The organism is Micromonospora sp. MP36 (assembly GCF_008119785.1).
GTDB lineage: Bacteria > Actinomycetota > Actinomycetes > Mycobacteriales > Micromonosporaceae > Micromonospora.
Genome location: NZ_VSFA01000007.1, coordinates 111,825 through 128,652, shown reverse-complemented (window position 1 = coordinate 128,652; position 16,828 = coordinate 111,825). Strand labels below are relative to the sequence as shown.

15 protein-coding genes are annotated in these 16,828 nt (G+C 71.0%); 2 read left to right on the top strand and 13 right to left on the bottom strand.

Features of this window, described 5'->3' with window-relative positions:
- Positions 1-116: 116 nt before the first annotated feature.
- Entirely contained in the window at positions 117-1,226 is a 1,110-nt protein-coding gene (gene dapC, locus FXF52_RS09965) for a succinyldiaminopimelate transaminase (RefSeq protein ID WP_148795769.1), read from the bottom strand.
- The gene (gene fdxA / locus FXF52_RS09960) at positions 1,223-1,549 is read right to left on the bottom strand and encodes a ferredoxin (protein ID WP_148795702.1); all 327 of its coding nucleotides are present in this window, start codon (positions 1,547-1,549) and stop codon (positions 1,223-1,225) included. The genes dapC and fdxA overlap by 4 nt, the downstream gene beginning before the upstream one ends.
- Positions 1,550-1,628: 79 nt before the next feature.
- Here fdxA and FXF52_RS09955 point away from each other — a divergent pair, with 79 nt between their 5' ends.
- The gene (locus FXF52_RS09955) at positions 1,629-2,603 is read left to right on the top strand and encodes an N-acetyltransferase (protein WP_148795700.1); all 975 of its coding nucleotides are present in this window, start codon (positions 1,629-1,631) and stop codon (positions 2,601-2,603) included.
- Positions 2,604-2,724: 121 nt separating this feature from the next.
- Here the strand turns inward: FXF52_RS09955 and FXF52_RS09950 are convergent, their stop codons facing one another.
- From FXF52_RS09950 to mshB, 3 genes are all read right to left on the bottom strand, one after another.
- Complete coding sequence (locus FXF52_RS09950) at positions 2,725-3,189, bottom strand: hypothetical protein (protein ID WP_148795698.1); 465 nt, start codon at positions 3,187-3,189, stop codon at positions 2,725-2,727.
- Positions 3,190-3,276: 87 nt separating this feature from the next.
- Positions 3,277-3,750, bottom strand: coding sequence for a hypothetical protein (locus tag FXF52_RS09945; protein ID WP_187413410.1), 474 nt, complete (start codon positions 3,748-3,750; stop codon positions 3,277-3,279).
- A gap of 17 nt (positions 3,751-3,767) precedes the next feature.
- Entirely contained in the window at positions 3,768-4,691 is a 924-nt protein-coding gene (mshB, locus tag FXF52_RS09940) for an N-acetyl-1-D-myo-inositol-2-amino-2-deoxy-alpha-D-glucopyranoside deacetylase (RefSeq protein ID WP_187413409.1), read from the bottom strand.
- An 86-nt stretch (positions 4,692-4,777) separates the two neighbouring features.
- Here mshB and FXF52_RS09935 point away from each other — a divergent pair, with 86 nt between their 5' ends.
- Complete coding sequence (locus tag FXF52_RS09935) at positions 4,778-6,922, top strand: prolyl oligopeptidase family serine peptidase (RefSeq protein WP_148795692.1); 2,145 nt, start codon at positions 4,778-4,780, stop codon at positions 6,920-6,922.
- 58 nt (positions 6,923-6,980) lie between these two features.
- Here FXF52_RS09935 and FXF52_RS09930 read toward each other — a convergent pair whose 3' ends face one another.
- From FXF52_RS09930 to FXF52_RS09895, 8 genes are all read right to left on the bottom strand, one after another.
- Entirely contained in the window at positions 6,981-8,726 is a 1,746-nt protein-coding gene (locus FXF52_RS09930) for an ABC transporter substrate-binding protein (protein WP_148795690.1), read from the bottom strand.
- 107 nt (positions 8,727-8,833) lie between these two features.
- Positions 8,834-9,820 carry an ABC transporter permease gene (locus FXF52_RS09925; RefSeq protein WP_148795687.1) on the bottom strand — a complete coding sequence of 329 codons (987 nt, stop codon included), beginning with the start codon at positions 9,818-9,820 and terminating at the stop codon, positions 8,834-8,836.
- A 12-nt stretch (positions 9,821-9,832) separates the two neighbouring features.
- Positions 9,833-10,834, bottom strand: a complete 1,002-nt coding sequence (locus tag FXF52_RS09920; protein WP_148795685.1) for an ABC transporter permease — start codon at positions 10,832-10,834, stop codon at positions 9,833-9,835.
- The gene (locus FXF52_RS09915) at positions 10,831-11,856 is read right to left on the bottom strand and encodes an ABC transporter ATP-binding protein (protein WP_148795683.1); all 1,026 of its coding nucleotides are present in this window, start codon (positions 11,854-11,856) and stop codon (positions 10,831-10,833) included. The genes FXF52_RS09920 and FXF52_RS09915 overlap by 4 nt, the downstream gene beginning before the upstream one ends.
- Positions 11,853-12,917, bottom strand: coding sequence for an ABC transporter ATP-binding protein (locus tag FXF52_RS09910; protein ID WP_148795681.1), 1,065 nt, complete (start codon positions 12,915-12,917; stop codon positions 11,853-11,855). Before FXF52_RS09910 ends, FXF52_RS09915 begins: the two co-directional genes overlap by 4 nt.
- 13 nt (positions 12,918-12,930) lie before the next feature.
- Positions 12,931-13,920: an ABC transporter permease gene (locus tag FXF52_RS09905; RefSeq protein WP_148795767.1), complete on the bottom strand. Its 990-nt coding sequence runs from the start codon at positions 13,918-13,920 to the stop codon at positions 12,931-12,933.
- Positions 13,921-13,976: 56 nt separating this feature from the next.
- Positions 13,977-15,722: an ABC transporter substrate-binding protein gene (locus FXF52_RS09900; protein ID WP_148795679.1), complete on the bottom strand. Its 1,746-nt coding sequence runs from the start codon at positions 15,720-15,722 to the stop codon at positions 13,977-13,979.
- 57 nt (positions 15,723-15,779) lie between these two features.
- Entirely contained in the window at positions 15,780-16,811 is a 1,032-nt protein-coding gene (locus tag FXF52_RS09895) for an ABC transporter permease (RefSeq protein ID WP_148795678.1), read from the bottom strand.
- Positions 16,812-16,828: the final 17 nt, after the last annotated feature.

The window sequence follows — 16,828 nt, the reverse complement described above, 5'->3', positions numbered from 1 at the left end:
GCCGCCGCGCGAGGGCGGCCGGCCGCCGGGTGGATCCCACGCGGGGCCGGCCGCGGTCGACGGTCAGGGTTGGGCGAGCGGCTGAGCTAACGATGCGGCGGCCGCCCCGACGACGGTCAGGGCCGCGCGAGACGATTGGCGACGGCCGCGATGTGCTCGTCGGACTCGGTCAGCGCCGCCCGGACGTGCCGGGCGCCGGCCGGGCCGTAGAAGATCCCGGCGGCGACCAGGATGCCCCGCCGGGCCAGCCAGTCGACGGTCTCCCAGCAGTCCTCGTCCCGGGTCATCCACAGGTAGAGCCCGGCCTCCGAGTGCTCGACCGTGAAGCCGGCGCCGGTGAACGCCGCGTACAGCCGCTCGCGCCGGGCGCGGTAGCGCTCCCGCTGCTCGTCGGCGTGCGCCTGGTCGCCGAGCGCGGCCACCATCGCCGCCTGCACCGGGGCGGGCACGATCATGCCGGCGTGCTTACGGATCTTGAGCAGTTCGGCCACCAGCGCCGGGTCACCGGCGACGAACCCGGCCCGATAGCCGGCCAGGTTGGAGCGCTTGGAGAGCGAGTGCACCGCCAGCACGCCCTCGTACGACCCGCCGCAGACCTCGGGCGAGAGGATCGAGACGGGCTCGGCGTCCCAGCCGAGCGGCAGGTAGCACTCGTCGCTGGCCACCACCGCGCCGCGTTCGCGGGCCCAGTCGACGACCTTGCGCAGATGGGTGGCGGGCAGCACCCGCCCGGTCGGGTTGCCGGGCGAGTTGACCCAGACCAGCCGTACCCGGGGGGTGGGGCCGACCGCGGTCAGTGAGTCGGTGCGCATCGTGGTGGCGCCGGCCAGCCGGGCCCCGTCCTCGTAGGTCGGGTAGGCAATGGACGGCACCACCACCACGTCACCCGGCCCGACGCCGAGCAGGGTGGGCAACCAGGCGACCAGTTCCTTGGAGCCGATCGTCGGCAGGACCCCGAGCCCGTCGACGCCCGCACCGCAGGCCCGGGCCACCCAGGCCACGATGGCGTCGCGCAGCGCGGGGGTGCCCGCGGTGAGCGGGTAGCCCGGGGCGTCCGACGCGTCGGCCAGCGCCTGCCGGATCACCGGCGGCACCGGGTCGACGGGCGTGCCCATGGAGAGGTTGATGAGACCGTCCGGGTGCGCCGCGGCCGTCGCGGCCGCGGCGTCCAGGGTGTCCCAGGTGAACTCGGGCAGCCGCGACGAGACCGGCGCGGGCCGGTTCAGTGGCCCTCTCCGCGCGGCGGCTGGGCGGCCACGAACGTCGCGTCCTTGTCCACCTTGCCGATCTTGGAGGCGCCGCCGGGCGAGCCCAGGTCCTCGAAGAACTCGTAGTTGGCCCCGGTGTAGTCCTTCCACTGCTCCGGGACGTCGTCCTCGTAGAAGATCGCTTCGACCGGGCAGACCGGCTCACAGGCACCGCAGTCGACGCACTCGTCGGGGTGGATGTAGAGCATCCGGTTGCCCTCGTAGATGCAGTCGACCGGGCACTCCTCGATGCATGCCTTGTCGAGCACATCCACGCACGGCTCGGCGATGATGTAGGTCACCGGTCTTCTCCTCCGCAAGACTCATCGCGATCACCCGCGACGGTAAGAGCCTAGTATCTCGCCGGGGAGGGGGTCGATCGTGCTCCGACAGCAGGACGTAGGACACCGGATCGTGGTCCGCCGGATTGTGGGGATTCGCGAGGGCAGACCGCTCTTCTCCGACGCGCTCGGCGACCTGGTCGAGCTGAGCGAGACCCACATCACGTTGGCCACCGACCAGGGGCGGCTCCGGGTCCCGGTCGGCGAGGTGCACCGGGCCAAGCGGGTTCCGGCGGCCCGCCGGCCCACCGCCACCGCGGTGGCCGCGCTGGAACTGGCCGCCGACGAGGCCTGGCCCGCCCCGGTACGCGGGCGGCTCGGTGACTGGCTGCTGCGCAGCGCCGCGGGCTGGACCGGCCGGGCCAACTCGGCGCTGCCGGTGGGCGATCCCGACCGTCCGCTGCCCGCCGCGCTGGACGCCGTGCAGCGCTGGTACGCCGACCACGGCCAGCCGGCCCTGGTGAACACCCCGCTGCCGCTCGCCGCGCCGGTCGGAGCGGAGCTGGACGCCCGCGGCTGGGCGGCCCGACCCCCGGTGCTGGTGCAGACCGCCCCGCTCGCCGCGCTGGCCGCACCCGCGGCGCCACCCGCCCGGCGGACCGGCGCCGGCCTGCCCCCGGTCGAGCTCACCCCGAGCCCGTCGGATGACTGGCTGGCGATAGCCGCGGGCCGCAAGGGCGGCCTGCCGGATGCCGCCCGGCACGTGCTCACCGCCGTGGAGAAGATCCGCTTCGCCCACCTGTACGCCGACGGCCGGCTGCTCGCCGTCGGCCGGGGCACGGTGACCGGCGAGGGCCGTTGGCTCGGCCTGACCCTGATCGAGGTGCTGCCCGAGGCGCGCCGGCAGGGGTTCGCCGGCCGGGTGATCCGAGCGCTGGTCGACTGGGGCGCGGCGGAGGGCGCCACGCGCGCGTTCCTCCAGGTGGAGCAGCGCAACACCCCGGCGGTGAATCTCTACCGGGGGCTCGGCTTCACCACCCACCACACCTATCTGACCCGGGTCGCCCCGGCCTGACCCACGCCCCGGCCTGACCCACGCCCCGGCCGGCCACCGGCCGTGATCAACTCCAGGTCGGCGACCTGGCGGTATCACGCGGCACGGACACCGCCAGGTCGGCGACCTGGCGGCGCCACGGTCAGCGGCGGACCACCTTGCGTGGCTTGGCTGCCTTCAGCTCGGCGAACCGCTTGAGCTGCTGGGAGCGGTAGTCCCGGCCGAGCGCGGTGAGGGTCAGGTAGCCCACCAGCACGCCGGCCCCGGTGGCCGCCAGGTAGAGCCAGATCTGGGCGAAGAACAGGCCGGCGCCCCCGCCGAACGGGTTCTCGCCGACCAGCAGCGGACCGATGAACACGGTCAGCGCCAGCGCCACGGCGACCGCGGCGGCCAGATCACCGGCCAGGCGGCCCAGCGGCCGGTCGGCACCCCAGCGGAAGGCCAGCACCGCGAGGACCAGCCCGATCACCAGGAACATCGCCAGAGAGACGCGGTCACCGGCAGTGTCGTTGTCCGGGAAGGCAAACTTGATCACCAGCCGGGCCACCACGTTGACCACGAACAGCGCCGCCGCCAGCACGCCGACCGCGCGCCACCGCTCCCTCATCGCACGCCTCCCGCCGTAAGCGCCCGCCCCCACGGCGGACTCCTTGGCAGGAATATCTACCACCGCAACCTGTGCGGCGTCTGCACCTCAATGGGCGGTCAGTGGCACCACGAGCTGCCGGAAACCCAGCACCGCGAAGGTGATCGCGCCGGCCACGACCAGCGCCACGCCGAGCACGTTGTCGCCGCTCAGCCCGAGGTCACCCTCGGTGGTCCGGAGCCCGCCCGCGACGATCACCACGAACCAGGGCAGGGCCGGCAGCGCGGCCGCCCAGCGGGTGCCGACCGCGGCGTGGGCGAACGAGGCCACCAGCACCGTCAGCATCACCACCGCGGCGATCCCGCCCACCGCGAGCGCCGTGCCGACCAGGCCCTTGGCCGCGCCGCCGGACAGGCCCTTGACCACCTGCCACGCCCAGGTGGCGAAGAGCAGATCCAGCACCGCGGCCAGCACGCCGGCCCAGACCGCCACCACGCCGCCGGCGACGCGCAGGGCGACGTCCAGTGCCCGCGCCGGCCGGGCCGGCGGCGCGGCGGGCTGCTGCTCGGGGGCAACCGACATCGGTACGGCCGGCAGCGTCACCGGAGGCCGGCCGCCGCGACCGGGGACCGGTCCGGCTCGTCCAGCGCGAGCCCGGCGAAGAGGTCGTCCTCCCAGCCGTACGGGCCGTTGCCCGGGCCCTTCTCGCCGACCGCGAGGGTGAAGTATTCGACGCCCATGAACTCGGCGCCGAAGTTGCCGGCGATCGAGTAGAGCCAGGACGTGGCCGGGATCTGGGTGGCGTGGGCGCGCATGGCCGCCTCCTTGGCGGCGTGCCGGTCGGTGGCGTCGATCCGCGCGGCGATCTCCGGATCCGGCGTGCCGAACGGCAGGTCGTCGGCGCTGTCGATGCCGGCGAAGGGGTTGTCCGAGGCCTCGGTGAAGGCGTCCAGGCCGGCCTCCAGCACGCTGCGCGGCATCGCCGTCCAGTAGACCTTGGCCGGGGCGATCCCCTCCGCGACGGCCAGCTCGTGGGCGCGCATCGCCACCCGGTGCGCCTGGATGTGGTCCGGGTGGCCGTAGAAGCCGTTCGGGTCGTACGTGATCATGACCTGCGGGCGGACCTCGCGCATGATCTCCAGCAGGTGGCCGGCGGCCTCGTCGAGATCGGCACCCCAGAAGGCCCGGGGGTGCTCGTTGGTGGGCAGGCCCATCATGCCGGAGTCGCGATAGCGGCCCGCGCCGCCGAGGAAGCGGTGGTCGGTGACGCCGAGCGCGGCGCAGGCGGCCCTCAGCTCGCCGATCCGATAGCCACCGAGCTGGTCGGCCTCGGCCGCGGCGAGCTGGGTCAGCTCCGGCACGTGGATCTCGCCCTCCTCGCCCAGGGTGCAGGTCACCAGGGTGACGTGAGCGCCGGTGGCCGCGTAGTGGGCCATCGTCGAGCCGGTGCCGATGGACTCGTCGTCGGGATGCGCGTGGACCAGCAGGAGGCGTCGATCGGGCAGCTTCGTCACGACCGTCACTCTATCCGGCGGTCCTCCTCCACCGAGGCTGACGCGTCCGCGCAGGTCGGCCACATCACGCCCGACGCGCCTCTACGATCCGAGGCGTGGACTATCCCGAGCTGGCCGCCCGTACCCGTCGGTTCAGCCACGGGGCGCCGCGCGCCGTCTCCGTCGCGGACGACGGCTCCCGGGTGATCTTCCTGCGCTCCTCTGGGCCGGAGGACCCGGCCGACGCGCTCTGGCTGCTGGACGTCGCTTCCGGCGAGGAGCGGCTGGTCGCCGACCCGGGGGTGCTGCTCGGCTCGGAGAGCGACCCGGCCGCGCTGGCCCCGGGCGAGCGGGCGCTGCGCGAGCGGCTGCGGCTCGCCGCCGGCGGCATCGGCTCGTACGCGCTGGACGCCGCCGGCCGGGTGGCCGCGTTCGCGCTGGCCGGCCGCCTGTTCCGGGCCGACCTGGTACACGGCGACGTGGTCGAGGTGACCGCGATCGGCCCGGTGATCGACCCCCGCCCCGACCCCACCGGCGAGCGGCTTGCCTACGTCACCGACGCCGCCGAGGGGGTACGCCGGGGCCAGCTGCGGGTGGTCGAGCCGGACGGCACCGACAACCTCCTCGCCGGTGAGGACAGCGGCGTGACCTGGGGGCTCGCCGAGCACATCGCGGCGGAGGAGTTCGACCGGTTCCGCGGCTACTGGTGGGCCCCGGACGGGCGCTCGGTGCTGGCCGCCCGGGTGGACGAGTCCCGGCTGCCGCACTGGCACCTGCACGACCCGGCCGACCCGGCGAGCCCACCGACGACCGTCGCGTACCCCCGGGCGGGCGGACCGAACGCCGAGGTCAGCCTGCACCTGCTCGACCTCGACGGCGGCTGGGTCGACGTGCACTGGGACCGGGAGACCTACCCGTACCTGACCTCGGTCGACTGGGCGGACGGCGGGCCGCTGATCACCGTGCTGCGCCGCTCGCAGCAGCACGGGCTGGTGCTCGCGGTCGACCCGCGTACCGGGGAGACGCAGGTGCACGCGGAGCTGGCCGACCCGCGCTGGGTGGAGCCGATCCCCGGCACCCCGGCGCACCTGCCGGACGGTCGGGTGCTGGTCGGCGGCGAACTGGCCCACGACGGGTACGACGCGCGGTGCCTGTTCGCCGACGGCACCCTGCTCACCCCGCCCTCGCTCTACGTACGCCGGGTGGTGGGGCGGCTGCCCACCAGCGGCGGCGGGCCGACCGACCTGCTGGTGGAGGCGAGCGAGGGCGAGCCGAGCCAGCGCCACCTCTACCGGGTGCGCACGGTGATCGGCGGCGGGGTGGACGCCCGCCGGATGGGCAGTGACCCGGGTTGGCACACCGCCGCGATCGGCGGCGCCACGCTGGTGGTCGGCGCCGCCTCGCTGGAACACCCGGGCATCCGCTGGTCGGTGTGGCACGGCGACCGGGAGGTGGGCGAGCTGCGCTCGCTGGCCGCGGTCCCGCCGTACGCGCCGCGGCCGATGATGGTCCGGGTGACCGACCGGCGGCTGCCGAGCGCGGTGCTCTACCCGGGCGAGCACGTCAAGGGCACGAAGCTGCCGGTGCTGCTGGACGTCTACGGCGGGCCGGGGCACCAGGAGGTGATCGCCACCCGGGCGGCCTGGCTGGAGCGGCAGTGGTGGGCGGAGCAGGGCTTCGCCGTGGTGACCATCGACAACCGCGGCACCCCGGGCATCGCCCCGTCGTTCGAGAAGGCGATCCACCGCCGGGTGGCCGACGTGATCCTGAGCGACCAGGTGGACGCGCTGACCGCGCTCGCCGGCAAGCACCCGGACCTCGACCTGGCCCGGGTGGCGGTGCGGGGCTGGTCGTTCGGCGGCTGGCTGGCCGGGTTGGCGGTGCTGCGCCACCCGGAGCTGTTCCGCTGCGCGATAGTCGGCGCCCCGGTCACCGACTGGGCGCTGTACGACACCGCGTACACCGAGCGCTACCTGGGCATGCCGGACGACGGGATGGACGTCTACGCCCACCATTCGCTGGTCGAGCTGGCCGCCGAACCGGTCGGCGACCCGGCGCAGGCCCGGCCGATGCTGCTGGTGCACGGCCTGGTCGACGACAACGTGGTGGCCGCGCACACGCTGCGGCTCTCCGCGGCGCTGCTGGCCGCCGGCCGGCCGCACGCCGTGCTGCCGCTCACCGGGGCCAGCCACATGGCCGCCGGGGGCGTCGCGGAACGACTGCTCCGCCTGGAGCTGGACTTCCTCCGCCGGAACCTGTGACGAAGAGGGCCCCGCCCTGACGCCGGGCGTCAGGAAGGGGCCCCTTGCTCTCAGGCCGTCACTGCTTCACGTAGGCGTCCACGAAGCTGGGCCAGCCGAAGATGCTGCCGATGAAGACGCCGCCGGCCTTCTCGCCGTGCGCGACTGAGGTGACCTCGTTGTACAGCGGCACCGCCGGCGCCGACTCCTTCATGAGCCGCTCGTCCAGCTTGCTCCACTCCTCGGCCTGCTTCGCCGGGTCCTCCGCGAGTACCCGGTCGAATTCCGCGTTGATGGCGTCGTTGTTGAGCTGGGAGGTGTTGTTGCTGCCCTCGGCCTTGATGCCGCGGCCGTCGAAGAGCACCGGCAGGATCGCCGCACCGCTGGGCCAGTCCGCCGCCCACGAGTCGACCCAGATGTCCCACGGGTTGCTCTTCTTCTTCACAAAGTCGAGGTAGCCGTCCGCGGGGATCGGCTTGATGGTGACGGTGAAGCCGGCCTTCTCCAGGGCGGTCTTGACCTGGGTGGCAGTCTCCTGCTGCCAGGTCTCGTCGCCAGTGCCCAGCACCAGGTTCACCGACTTGCCGGCGAGCAGCTCCTTCGCCTTCTCCGGGTTGCCGCTCTCACCGGCCGGGTACGCGTCGAACTTCTGGTAACCGAGCGTGGTGGGCGGCAGCAGCGTGGTCAGCGGCACGGCGCCGTACGGGCCGCCGAGGTTCTTGGTGATGCTGCTGCGGTCGATCGCATAGTTGATCGCCTGCCGCACGGACAGGTCGGTGACCCGCGAGGTGTTGATGCTCAGCCGGTACGCGTTCGGCGTCGCCGCGACGATCATCCGCGCCTTGAGGGCGGGGTCACCGGTAACCTTCGCGATCAGCTCGGAGGGGACGCCACCGGTGGCCACCGCCGCCGCGTCGTTGCCGGTGCCGGCAAGGACCCGGTTGGTCTGGGTGGCCTGGTCTGGGCCGAACGACCAGATGAACTTGTCCGGGTAGGCGTGCCGCACCGGGTCGGTCGCCGGGTCCCAGTTCGTGTTGCGCTCGAGCACCATCTCCACGCCGGGCTTGTGGCTGGTGATCTTGTAAGGCCCGGACGAGAACGGCTGGAGGTCGAGGTTGACGCCGGTGTCCTTGTCCGGCGGCAGCGGCGCGGTGGCCGGCAGCGACACGGCGAACGGCAGGTCACAGCGCGGCTTGTTGAACTCGAAGCGCAGCGTGTGGTCGTCCGGCGTGGTCAGGCCCGGCGGCAGCGAGGTCTTGTTGGCCTTGAAGTTCCACTTGGTGTCGTACTGCGGGCTGTCGACCAGCCACTCCTGCAGGTAGGTCGGGCCGCCGGTGAGATCCGGGTCGAACGAGCGGGCGATCCCGTACGCGATCTCCTTCGACGTGATCGGGCGGCCGTCCTCGAACTTCACCCCCTGCTTGATCTTGAATTCCCAGACCTTGCAGTCGTTGTTCACGTTCTTGCCGGGGGTCTCGGCCAGGTCGCCGACCAGGGTCACGTTGCCCTTGCCGTCATCCTTGAAGGTGGTGAGGAAGCGGGCGTAGAGCTGGCTCCCCATCAGGCCGGCGAACGAGTAGACCCGCTGCGGGTCCAGGTGGGAGATCTTGTTCTCCCGCAGGATATAGAAGGTCCCGCCCTTGGCCGCGCCGGCCACCTCGGCCGCCGGCCCGAGCGAGTCCTTCGGGTCGCTCGCGATGGCGCCGGTGCGCGGCTTGTTGGTGTCCACGCTGTCGGCGTTGTCGCCGGTGTTCTTGCTGCATGCACTGAGGGCAACCACCAGTGCCATCGCACCGCCCATGGCGGTGGCGAGTCTTGCTCGCATACTCACTCCTCCGGGTCCGATGAAGGAAAGCTTCGCCTAGCTTTCGCTCGCGGTAAATTTCGAGCAGATAACGGGGGCACAACGATCGGCACCCGGGCTACGGGAGGTCAGCCGAGGCGTACCCGCGGGTCGATGAACGCGTAGAGCAGGTCGACCACGATGTTCGCGACGACCACGAAGAGCGCGGAGATCAACACGGTGGCCATGATGGTCGGCAGGTCACCCTGGCGGACCGCCTCCACCGCGGTACGCCCCAGCCCCTGGATGCCGAAGGTGGTCTCGGTGATGACGGTGCCGCCGAGCGCGGCGCCCACGTCCAGGCCGGCGATCGTCACGATCGGCGTGATCGCCGCCCGCAGCGCGTGCCGCCCGTAGACCTTCCGCTTCGCCACGCCCTTGGCCCGGGCCGTCCGCACGAAGTCCTCGGACAGCGTCTCGAGCATCTGGGCCCGGGACAGCCGCGCGTAGATCGCGGAGAAGAGCAGTGCCAGGGTCAACCAGGCGAGCACCAACCCACGGGCCCACTCCACCGGATTATCGAAGATCGGCGTGTACCGCGGTGTCGGCAGGATCTTCAGCGAGTAGACGAAGATCAGCAGCAACACGGCCCCGACGAAGTAGAGCTGCAACGAGGCGAAGGTCAGCGTGATCCCGATCGAGACGCGGTCGAGCAGCGAACCTCTCCGGAGTGCCGAGATCATCCCGAGCCCCACCCCGATGGCCAGCCACAGCACCGCCGCCGGGAGCACGATGTTCAACGTCACCGGCAGCACCCGGGCGAAGGTGTCGCTGACCGCCTCGCTGTTGACGTATGAGTAGCCGAGACAGGGCGCCTCGCACTTGCCGCCCTGCGCGCTGCCCAGGTCGCGGCCGACGAAGATGCCCTTCATGTAGTTGACGTACTGCTGCGGCTTCGGATCGTTCAGCCCCAGCTCGGTACGCACCCGCTCCAGGCGTTCGGCGTTGCAGTTCTTCGGACACATGCCGGTCACCGGATCGCGGGGCAGCGCGAAGAACATCAGGAAGCTGACGACGCTCACCGCGAGCAGCACCGAGACCGCCAGCAGCAGCCGCTTCAGCAGGAACCGCACCATGTGCCGAACCCCTTACCGTGACGACTTCGGGTCGAGCGCGTCGCGCAGCGCGTCGCCGAAGAGGTTGAACGCCAGCACGAGCGCGAAGATGGTGATGCCGGGGAAGAAGACGTACGCCGGGTCGGTCTGCAGGTAGTCGATGCTGCGGTAGATCATCCGGCCGAAGCTGGGCACCGACTCGGGCAGCCCGACGCCGAGGAAGGACAGTGCCGCCTCGCCCGTCACGTACGACGGCACGGCGAGCGAGAACGCCACCAGGATCGGGGCCCAGATGTTCGGCAGCAGTTGCCGGAAGAGCATGTGCCACAGCCCAGCCCCGCTGGCCCGGGCCGCCTCCACGAACTCCCGCTCGCGCAGCGACACCACCTGCCCGCGTACCAGTCGGGCGGTGCCGGTCCAGCCGAACGCGGCGAAGACCACGATCAGCGTGGTGACCGCGAACCAGGTCGGGATCGCGTCGCGGGGACCGTAGAAGCGCAGCGAGAACGTCGGCACCACGGCCAGCGCGAAGACGAGGAACGGCATCGCCAGCGCGACGTCGGTGAACCAACCGATCACCGCGTCGACCACGCCGCCCAGGTAGCCGGCGATGATCCCGAGCACCACGCCGATCGTCGTGGTCACCACGGCGGCGCCGAGCGCGATCAGCAGGGAGGTGCGAATGCCGTAGATCATCCGGATGAAGATGTCCCGGCCGAGGCCCGGCTCGAGTCCGAACCAGTGGTCGCCGCTGACCCCGCCGACGTAGCCGAGCGGCATGCCGGTGGCGTCCAGCAGGTCACCGAACTGCTGGCTCGGCGACGTCCCGTAGAGCCGCGAGATCAGCGGCGCCGCCACCGCCGCCAGGATGAGCAGGACCAGCACGATGCCGCTGACCAGCGCGGTGCGGTCGCGTCGCAGCCGGTTCCAGACCAGTTGGCCGGGTGAACGCCCGACGAGTCCCTTCTGCTCCGGCCCCTCACCGGTGGACTCGATCTCGGCGAGTGCCACGCCCTCGACCGGGGACAGGCTCATTTCGACACCTCCTCGGCGGTCGCGCCGACCGGCCCGGAGTCCTGGCTGATCGTTCCCGTCTCCGGGAAGTGGCAGGCGGTGAGTTGCCCGCCGCCGTCGCGGGTGATCAGTGGGGGTTCTTCGGTGGCGCAGCGGTCCTGGGCTTTCCAGCAGCGGGTGCGGAATCGGCAGCCGGATGGTGGGTTGAGTGGGGTGGGTACGTCGCCGGCCAGGCGGATGCGTCCGGCGGGTCCGAGGGTGGTGACGTCGGGGATGGCGGACAGCAGGGCCCGGGTGTAGGGGTGCTGGGGTCGTTGGTAGATGTCGTCGCGGTCGCCGATCTCGACGATTTTGCCGAGGTACATGACCGCGACGCGGTGGCAGAAGTGGCGTACGACGGCGAGGTCGTGGGCGATGAACACGAAGGCCAGGTCGAGGTCGCGTTGCAGGTCGCGGAGCAGGTTGATGACCTGGGCCTGGATGGAGACGTCCAGGGCGGAGACGGGTTCGTCGGCGACGATCAGTTTCGGGCGCAGCGCGAGCGCGCGGGCGATGCCGATGCGTTGGCGTTGGCCGCCGGAGAACTCGTGCGGGTACCGGTTGTAGTGCTCCGGGTTCAACCCGACCAGTTCGAGGAGTTCCTGGACGCGTTTCTTGATGCCGCCGGGTGGGTTGATGCCGTTGACCTGCAACGGCATGGCCACGATCCGGCCGACGGTGTGGCGGGGGTTCAGCGAGGCGTAGGGGTCCTGGAAGATGATCTGCAGGTCCTGCCGCAACGGCCGCAACTGCGCCCGGCGGGCGTGGGTGATGTCCCGCCCGTCGAACTCGATCGACCCGGAGGTCGCGTCCAGCAGCCGCACCAGCATCCGACCCGTGGTGGTCTTCCCACAGCCGGACTCCCCGACCAGACCCAACGTCTCACCCGGCCGCACGTCGAAGTCCAGCCCGTCGACGGCGCGAACGGCGCCTCTGGCCCGGAAACCGTCGCGGACCGGGAAGTGCTTGGTCAGCCCGCGCACCTTCAGCAGTGGTTCGGTCATTGCGCGACTCCCACCTGGGCGATGTCCTGCTGGTAGAGCCGGGTGCGCTCGTCGGCCGGCAGGTGGCACGCGACCAGGTGCCCCGCCTCGCCAGCCGGGCGCAGCTCGGGTACCTCGGTGCGGGAGCGGTCGCCGTTCCGGTCGGCGTAACGACAGCGAGGGTGGAACGCGCACCCCGACGGCAGATTGATCAACGACGGCGGGTTGCCCTTGATCGGCACCAGATCCGCGTCCGCGTCACCGTGCAACGACGGCACACTCGACAACAAACCCCACGTGTACGGATGCTGCGGCCGCCGCAACACCTGCTCCACACTGCCGTGCTCGACCGCCCGCCCCCCATACATCACCAACACGTCATCAGCCACCTGGCTGACCACACCCAGGTCATGCGTGATCAGAATGATCGCCGACCGGAACTCCCCCTGAAGATCCTCCAACAGATCCAGGATCTGCGCCTGCACCGTCACATCCAACGCCGTCGTCGGCTCATCCGCGATCAACAGATCCGGATCGTTCACCAACGCCATCGCGATCATCGCCCGCTGCCGCATCCCACCCGAAAACTCGTGCGGATACTGATCAAACCGCTTCCCCGGCTGCGGAATCCCCACCCGACCCAACATGTCCACCGCCCGGCCACGCGCCTCCCGCTTACCGGCCCTCGGATGATGCACCCGGTACGCCTCAGCGATCTGCCGCCCCACCGTGTAATACGGATGCAACGCCGACAACGGATCCTGAAAGATCATCGCCATGTCCCGGCCCCGCAGCCGCCGCACCTCCTCCTCCGGCATGCCGACCAACTGCCGGCCACCAACGGAGATCTCCCCACTGATCGCGGCGCGCTTCGCGTTGTGCAGACCGAGGATCGCCAGCGACGTGACACTCTTCCCCGAACCCGACTCCCCCACGATGCCCAGGGTGCGACCCCGCTCCACCGAGAAGGACACCCCGTCGACAGCGCGGACGACCCCGTCCTCGGTGTCGAACCGAACACGCAGATCCTTCACCCGCAGGTAGGGGCTCTCACCCGAGCGGGGCTCCGGCAGCTTCACCATCTCGATCCCTCCCTCAGCTCAGCCGAACCCGCGGGTCGATGACCGCGTAGAGCACGTCGACCACGATGTTGGCGACCACGATGAACACCGCCGCCAGCAGCACGGTCGCCATGACCACCGGCAGGTTGAGGAACTGCACCGCCTCCACGGTCGCCTTGCCCAGCCCTTGGAGGCCGAAGATGGTCTCCGTGATGAACGTCCCGCCGAGGCTGGTGCCGATGTCCAGGCCGGCGATGGTGACGATGGGCGTGATGGCGGCCCGCAGCGCGTGCCGGGTGTGCACCTGCCGCGCGGAGAGGCCCTTCGCGCGGGCCGTCCGCACGAAGTCCTCGGACAGGGTCTCCAGCATCTGCGCCCGGGACAGCCGGGCGTACAGCGCCGAGTTGAGGAAGCCGAGCGTCATCCAGGGCAGCAGCAGGCCCACCGCCCACCGGCCCGGGTTCTCGGTCAGCGGGGTGTAGCTGGGGAACGGCAGCAGCCCGGTGGCGTACACCAGCAGGTAGAGCAGGATCAGCCCGAAGAAGTAGACCTGCATGGACGCCCCGGCCAGGGTGATGCCGATCGCGGTCCGGTCGAAGACCGTCCCCCGACGCAGCGCCGACACCATGCCCAGCGAGATGCCCAACACCAGCCAGAGCACCGCGCCACCGAAGACGATGCTGAAGGTGACCGGGAGACGCTGGGCGATGATCTCGGTGACCGGCTGGTTGTTGCGGAACGAGTAGCCCAGGCAGGGGGCCGGACAGTCCTGGCGGAAGTCCCCCGAGCCGTACGTGCGGCCGACGAAGATGCCTTTGACGAAGCCCGCGTACTGGCGGGGCAACGGCTGGTCGATGCCGAGCCGCTGCTCGACCTGCGCGATGTCCGCCGCGGTGCAGTTCTTGCCGCACATCACCTTGGCCGGGCTGCTCGGCACCGCGAAGAAGAGACCGAAGGTGACCAGGCTGATGACCACGAGGGTCACCCCGGCGACGAGCAGCCGCCGGACGACGAAACGGAACACTCCGAACACCTCCCCGGTGGACGGTGGGGGCGGCTCGGGGCCGCCCCCACGGACGGTCACTTCTTCACGTAGATGCCGTTGAGCGAGATGATCCCGAAGGCGTCGCTGAGGAAGGCGTTGCCGACCTTCGACCCGTGCAGCTCGTAGGTGGCGTCGTAGTAGCAGGGCACGACCGGGGCGTACTCCCGCATGATCTTTTCGTCCAGGGCCATCCAGCCGGCGTCCTGCTCGGCGGCGGGCAGGTTGCGGATCCGGTCGACCTCGGCGCTCACGGACGGCTCGTTGAGGTACGAGAGGTTGTTGTTGCCCTCCGCCACGATCTCCCGCCCGTCGTAGACCGGCGGGATGATGGTGGACCCGGTCGGCCAGTCCGAGCCCCAGCCGCTGAGGTAGAGGTCGTACGGGTTGTCTTTCCGGCCGACCTCGTCGTAGTAGCTGCTGCTCTCGATGGGCTTCATCACGATGTCGAAGCCCATGTCGGTGAGGTTCTTCCGGATCGCCTCGGCCTGCTGGGTCCGTAGCTCGGTGTTCGAGTGGGCCAGCACCAGCTTCGGCCGCTTGCCGCCGAGCAGTTCGGTGACCTTCGTCTTGTCCCCGGTGACCGGGGCGTTGAAGACGTCGTACTTCTTCCAGCCGGAGGTGGTCGGCGACATCAGCGTGGTGGCCGGGGAACCCGCCGCCTGCCCGCCGATCGCCTTGAGCGCGGCGTCCTTGTCCACGGCGTAGTTCAGCGCCTTCCGGACGTTCAGGTCGGTGACCCGCTGGGTGTTGATGTCCAGCACCCAGGTGTACTGCGTCGGGCCCTTCACCACCCGCTCGACCACGCCGGCGGTGGTGGTCCGCGGCAGTACGGCCGGCGGCACGTCGGTCCAGCTCAGCGCGGCCTGGTCGGCCGCGGCGTCGGCGACGAGCCGCTCGGCGATCTGCGCCTGCTCCAGGCCGAAGGTGACCCGGATCGCGTCCGGGTACGCGTTGCGGATGGGGTCGGTCGCCGGGTCCCAGTTCGGGTTGCGCTCCAACTCCAGCGCCACGTCCCGCTGGTAGGACTTGACCTTGTAGGGGCCGGAGGAGAACGGCCGCAGGTCGTAGTTGGCGCGGGTGTCCTTCGCCGCGGGCACGGGCGCGCTGGTGGGCAGCGCGGCCGCGTACGGCAGGTCGCAGTGCGCCTCCGGGAAGGTGAACCGGATGGTCCGGTCGTCGGGCGTCTCGACGCCGTCCGGCACGGCCTTGCCGCCGTCGTACGGCCCCTGGTACTTCGCGTTGTACGCCCCACCTGGGTAGAGCCACTGCTGAATGTAGTGCGGCCCCTCGTTCAGGTTGGACGCGAATGAGCGGGCGATGCCGTACGCCACGTCCTTGCTGGTCACCGGCGAGCCGTCCTCGTACTTCACCCCCTCCCGCAGGGTGAACTCCCACACCTTGCAGTCCTTGTTGACGTCCTTGCCCGGATTGGTGGCGAGGTCGCCGACGAGCAGCAGCTTGCCGGTGCCGTCCTCCTTGTAGCCGTTGAGCGCCCGGTAGATCAGCCCGCCGGTGACCTGCTGCACGTTGACGTAGTTGCGGGCCGGGTCGAGGTGCTCGAAGTCGGAGTTCTGCATGACGGTGAGCGTGCCGCCGCGGGCGGCCCCGTCGACCGCCTTCGCCGGGCCCTGGTTGTCGGCGGCCTCGTAGGAGACCGAGCCGGTCTGGGTCTTCGTCTTCTCGTCGCCGCCGCCACCGCTGTCGGTGGTCGGGCTGCAGCCGGCGGCGACGAGCGCCGCGGCGAGGACACCGGTGGTCAGTGTCCGGGTTCGTGCTCGCACGGTGTGCTCCCTTCCCGCCCGGCGGCCCCGCCGGCCGGGCGTGTTGATGGCCGGGGGTTACCGGGTCGACCGAGGATCCAGCGAGTCGCGCAGGGCGTCACCGAAGAGGTTGAACGCCAGGACCAGCAGGAAGATCGTCAATCCGGGGAACAGGGTGTACCAGGGGTCGCTGGCCACGTAGCCGATGCTGTTGTAGATCATCCGACCGAGGTCGGGCGTGGGTTCGGTGACGCCGATGTTGACGAAGGCCAGCGCCGCCTCGATGGCGATGAACTGCGGCACGTTCAGCGAGACCGTGACCAGGATCGGGGCCCAGATGTTCGGCAGCAGCTGCCGGAACAGGATGTGTCCGGTGCCGGCGCCCGCGGCGCGGGCGGCCTCGACGAACTCCCGCTCGCGCAGGGAGATCACCTGGCCGCGGACCAGCCGGGCGGTGTACGTCCAGCTGAACAGGCCGAACGTGGCGATGATCAGGGCGACCCGGAAGGCCGGCGGCGGCGCTTCCCGCTCGGTGTAGAAGCGGTCCTGCAGGATCGGGATCACGGCCAGCGCGAAAATGAGGAACGGAAACGCCAGCGTGAGGTCGACCAGCCAGTTGACGACGCTGTCCAGCCAGCCTCGCGCCCAGCCCGCGATCACCCCCACCGCGACCCCGATGACCGAGGCCAGCAGGGCCGAGGCCAAGGCGATGAACAATGACGTCCGCAGGCCGTACACCAGCTGGAGCATGATGTCGCGGCCGCTGCCCGGTTCGAGTCCGAGCCAGTGCTCGGAGCTGATGCCGCCGGCGTAGCCGATCGGCATTCCGAAATCATTCAGCCGATCCACGAACTTGTCCGTCGGGTCCATTCCGGTGAGCCAGCCGAACAGCGGCGCGCAGAGGGCGACAAGTGCGGCGACGACCAGCGTCAGGGCGCTGGTCCGGGCGGTCCGGTCCCGCTTCAGCCGCAGCCAGGCGAGCTGGTTCGGCGACCGGCCGACGATCTCCCGCCGGCCGCCGACGGGCGGGGATTCGGTCTCGACGGCGAGGTCCGGGGCGGCCGGGTCGCCGGGCGCGGTCAACGACGGTGGGTGGGACATGTCGCTCATGAGGAACCCTCCCGACG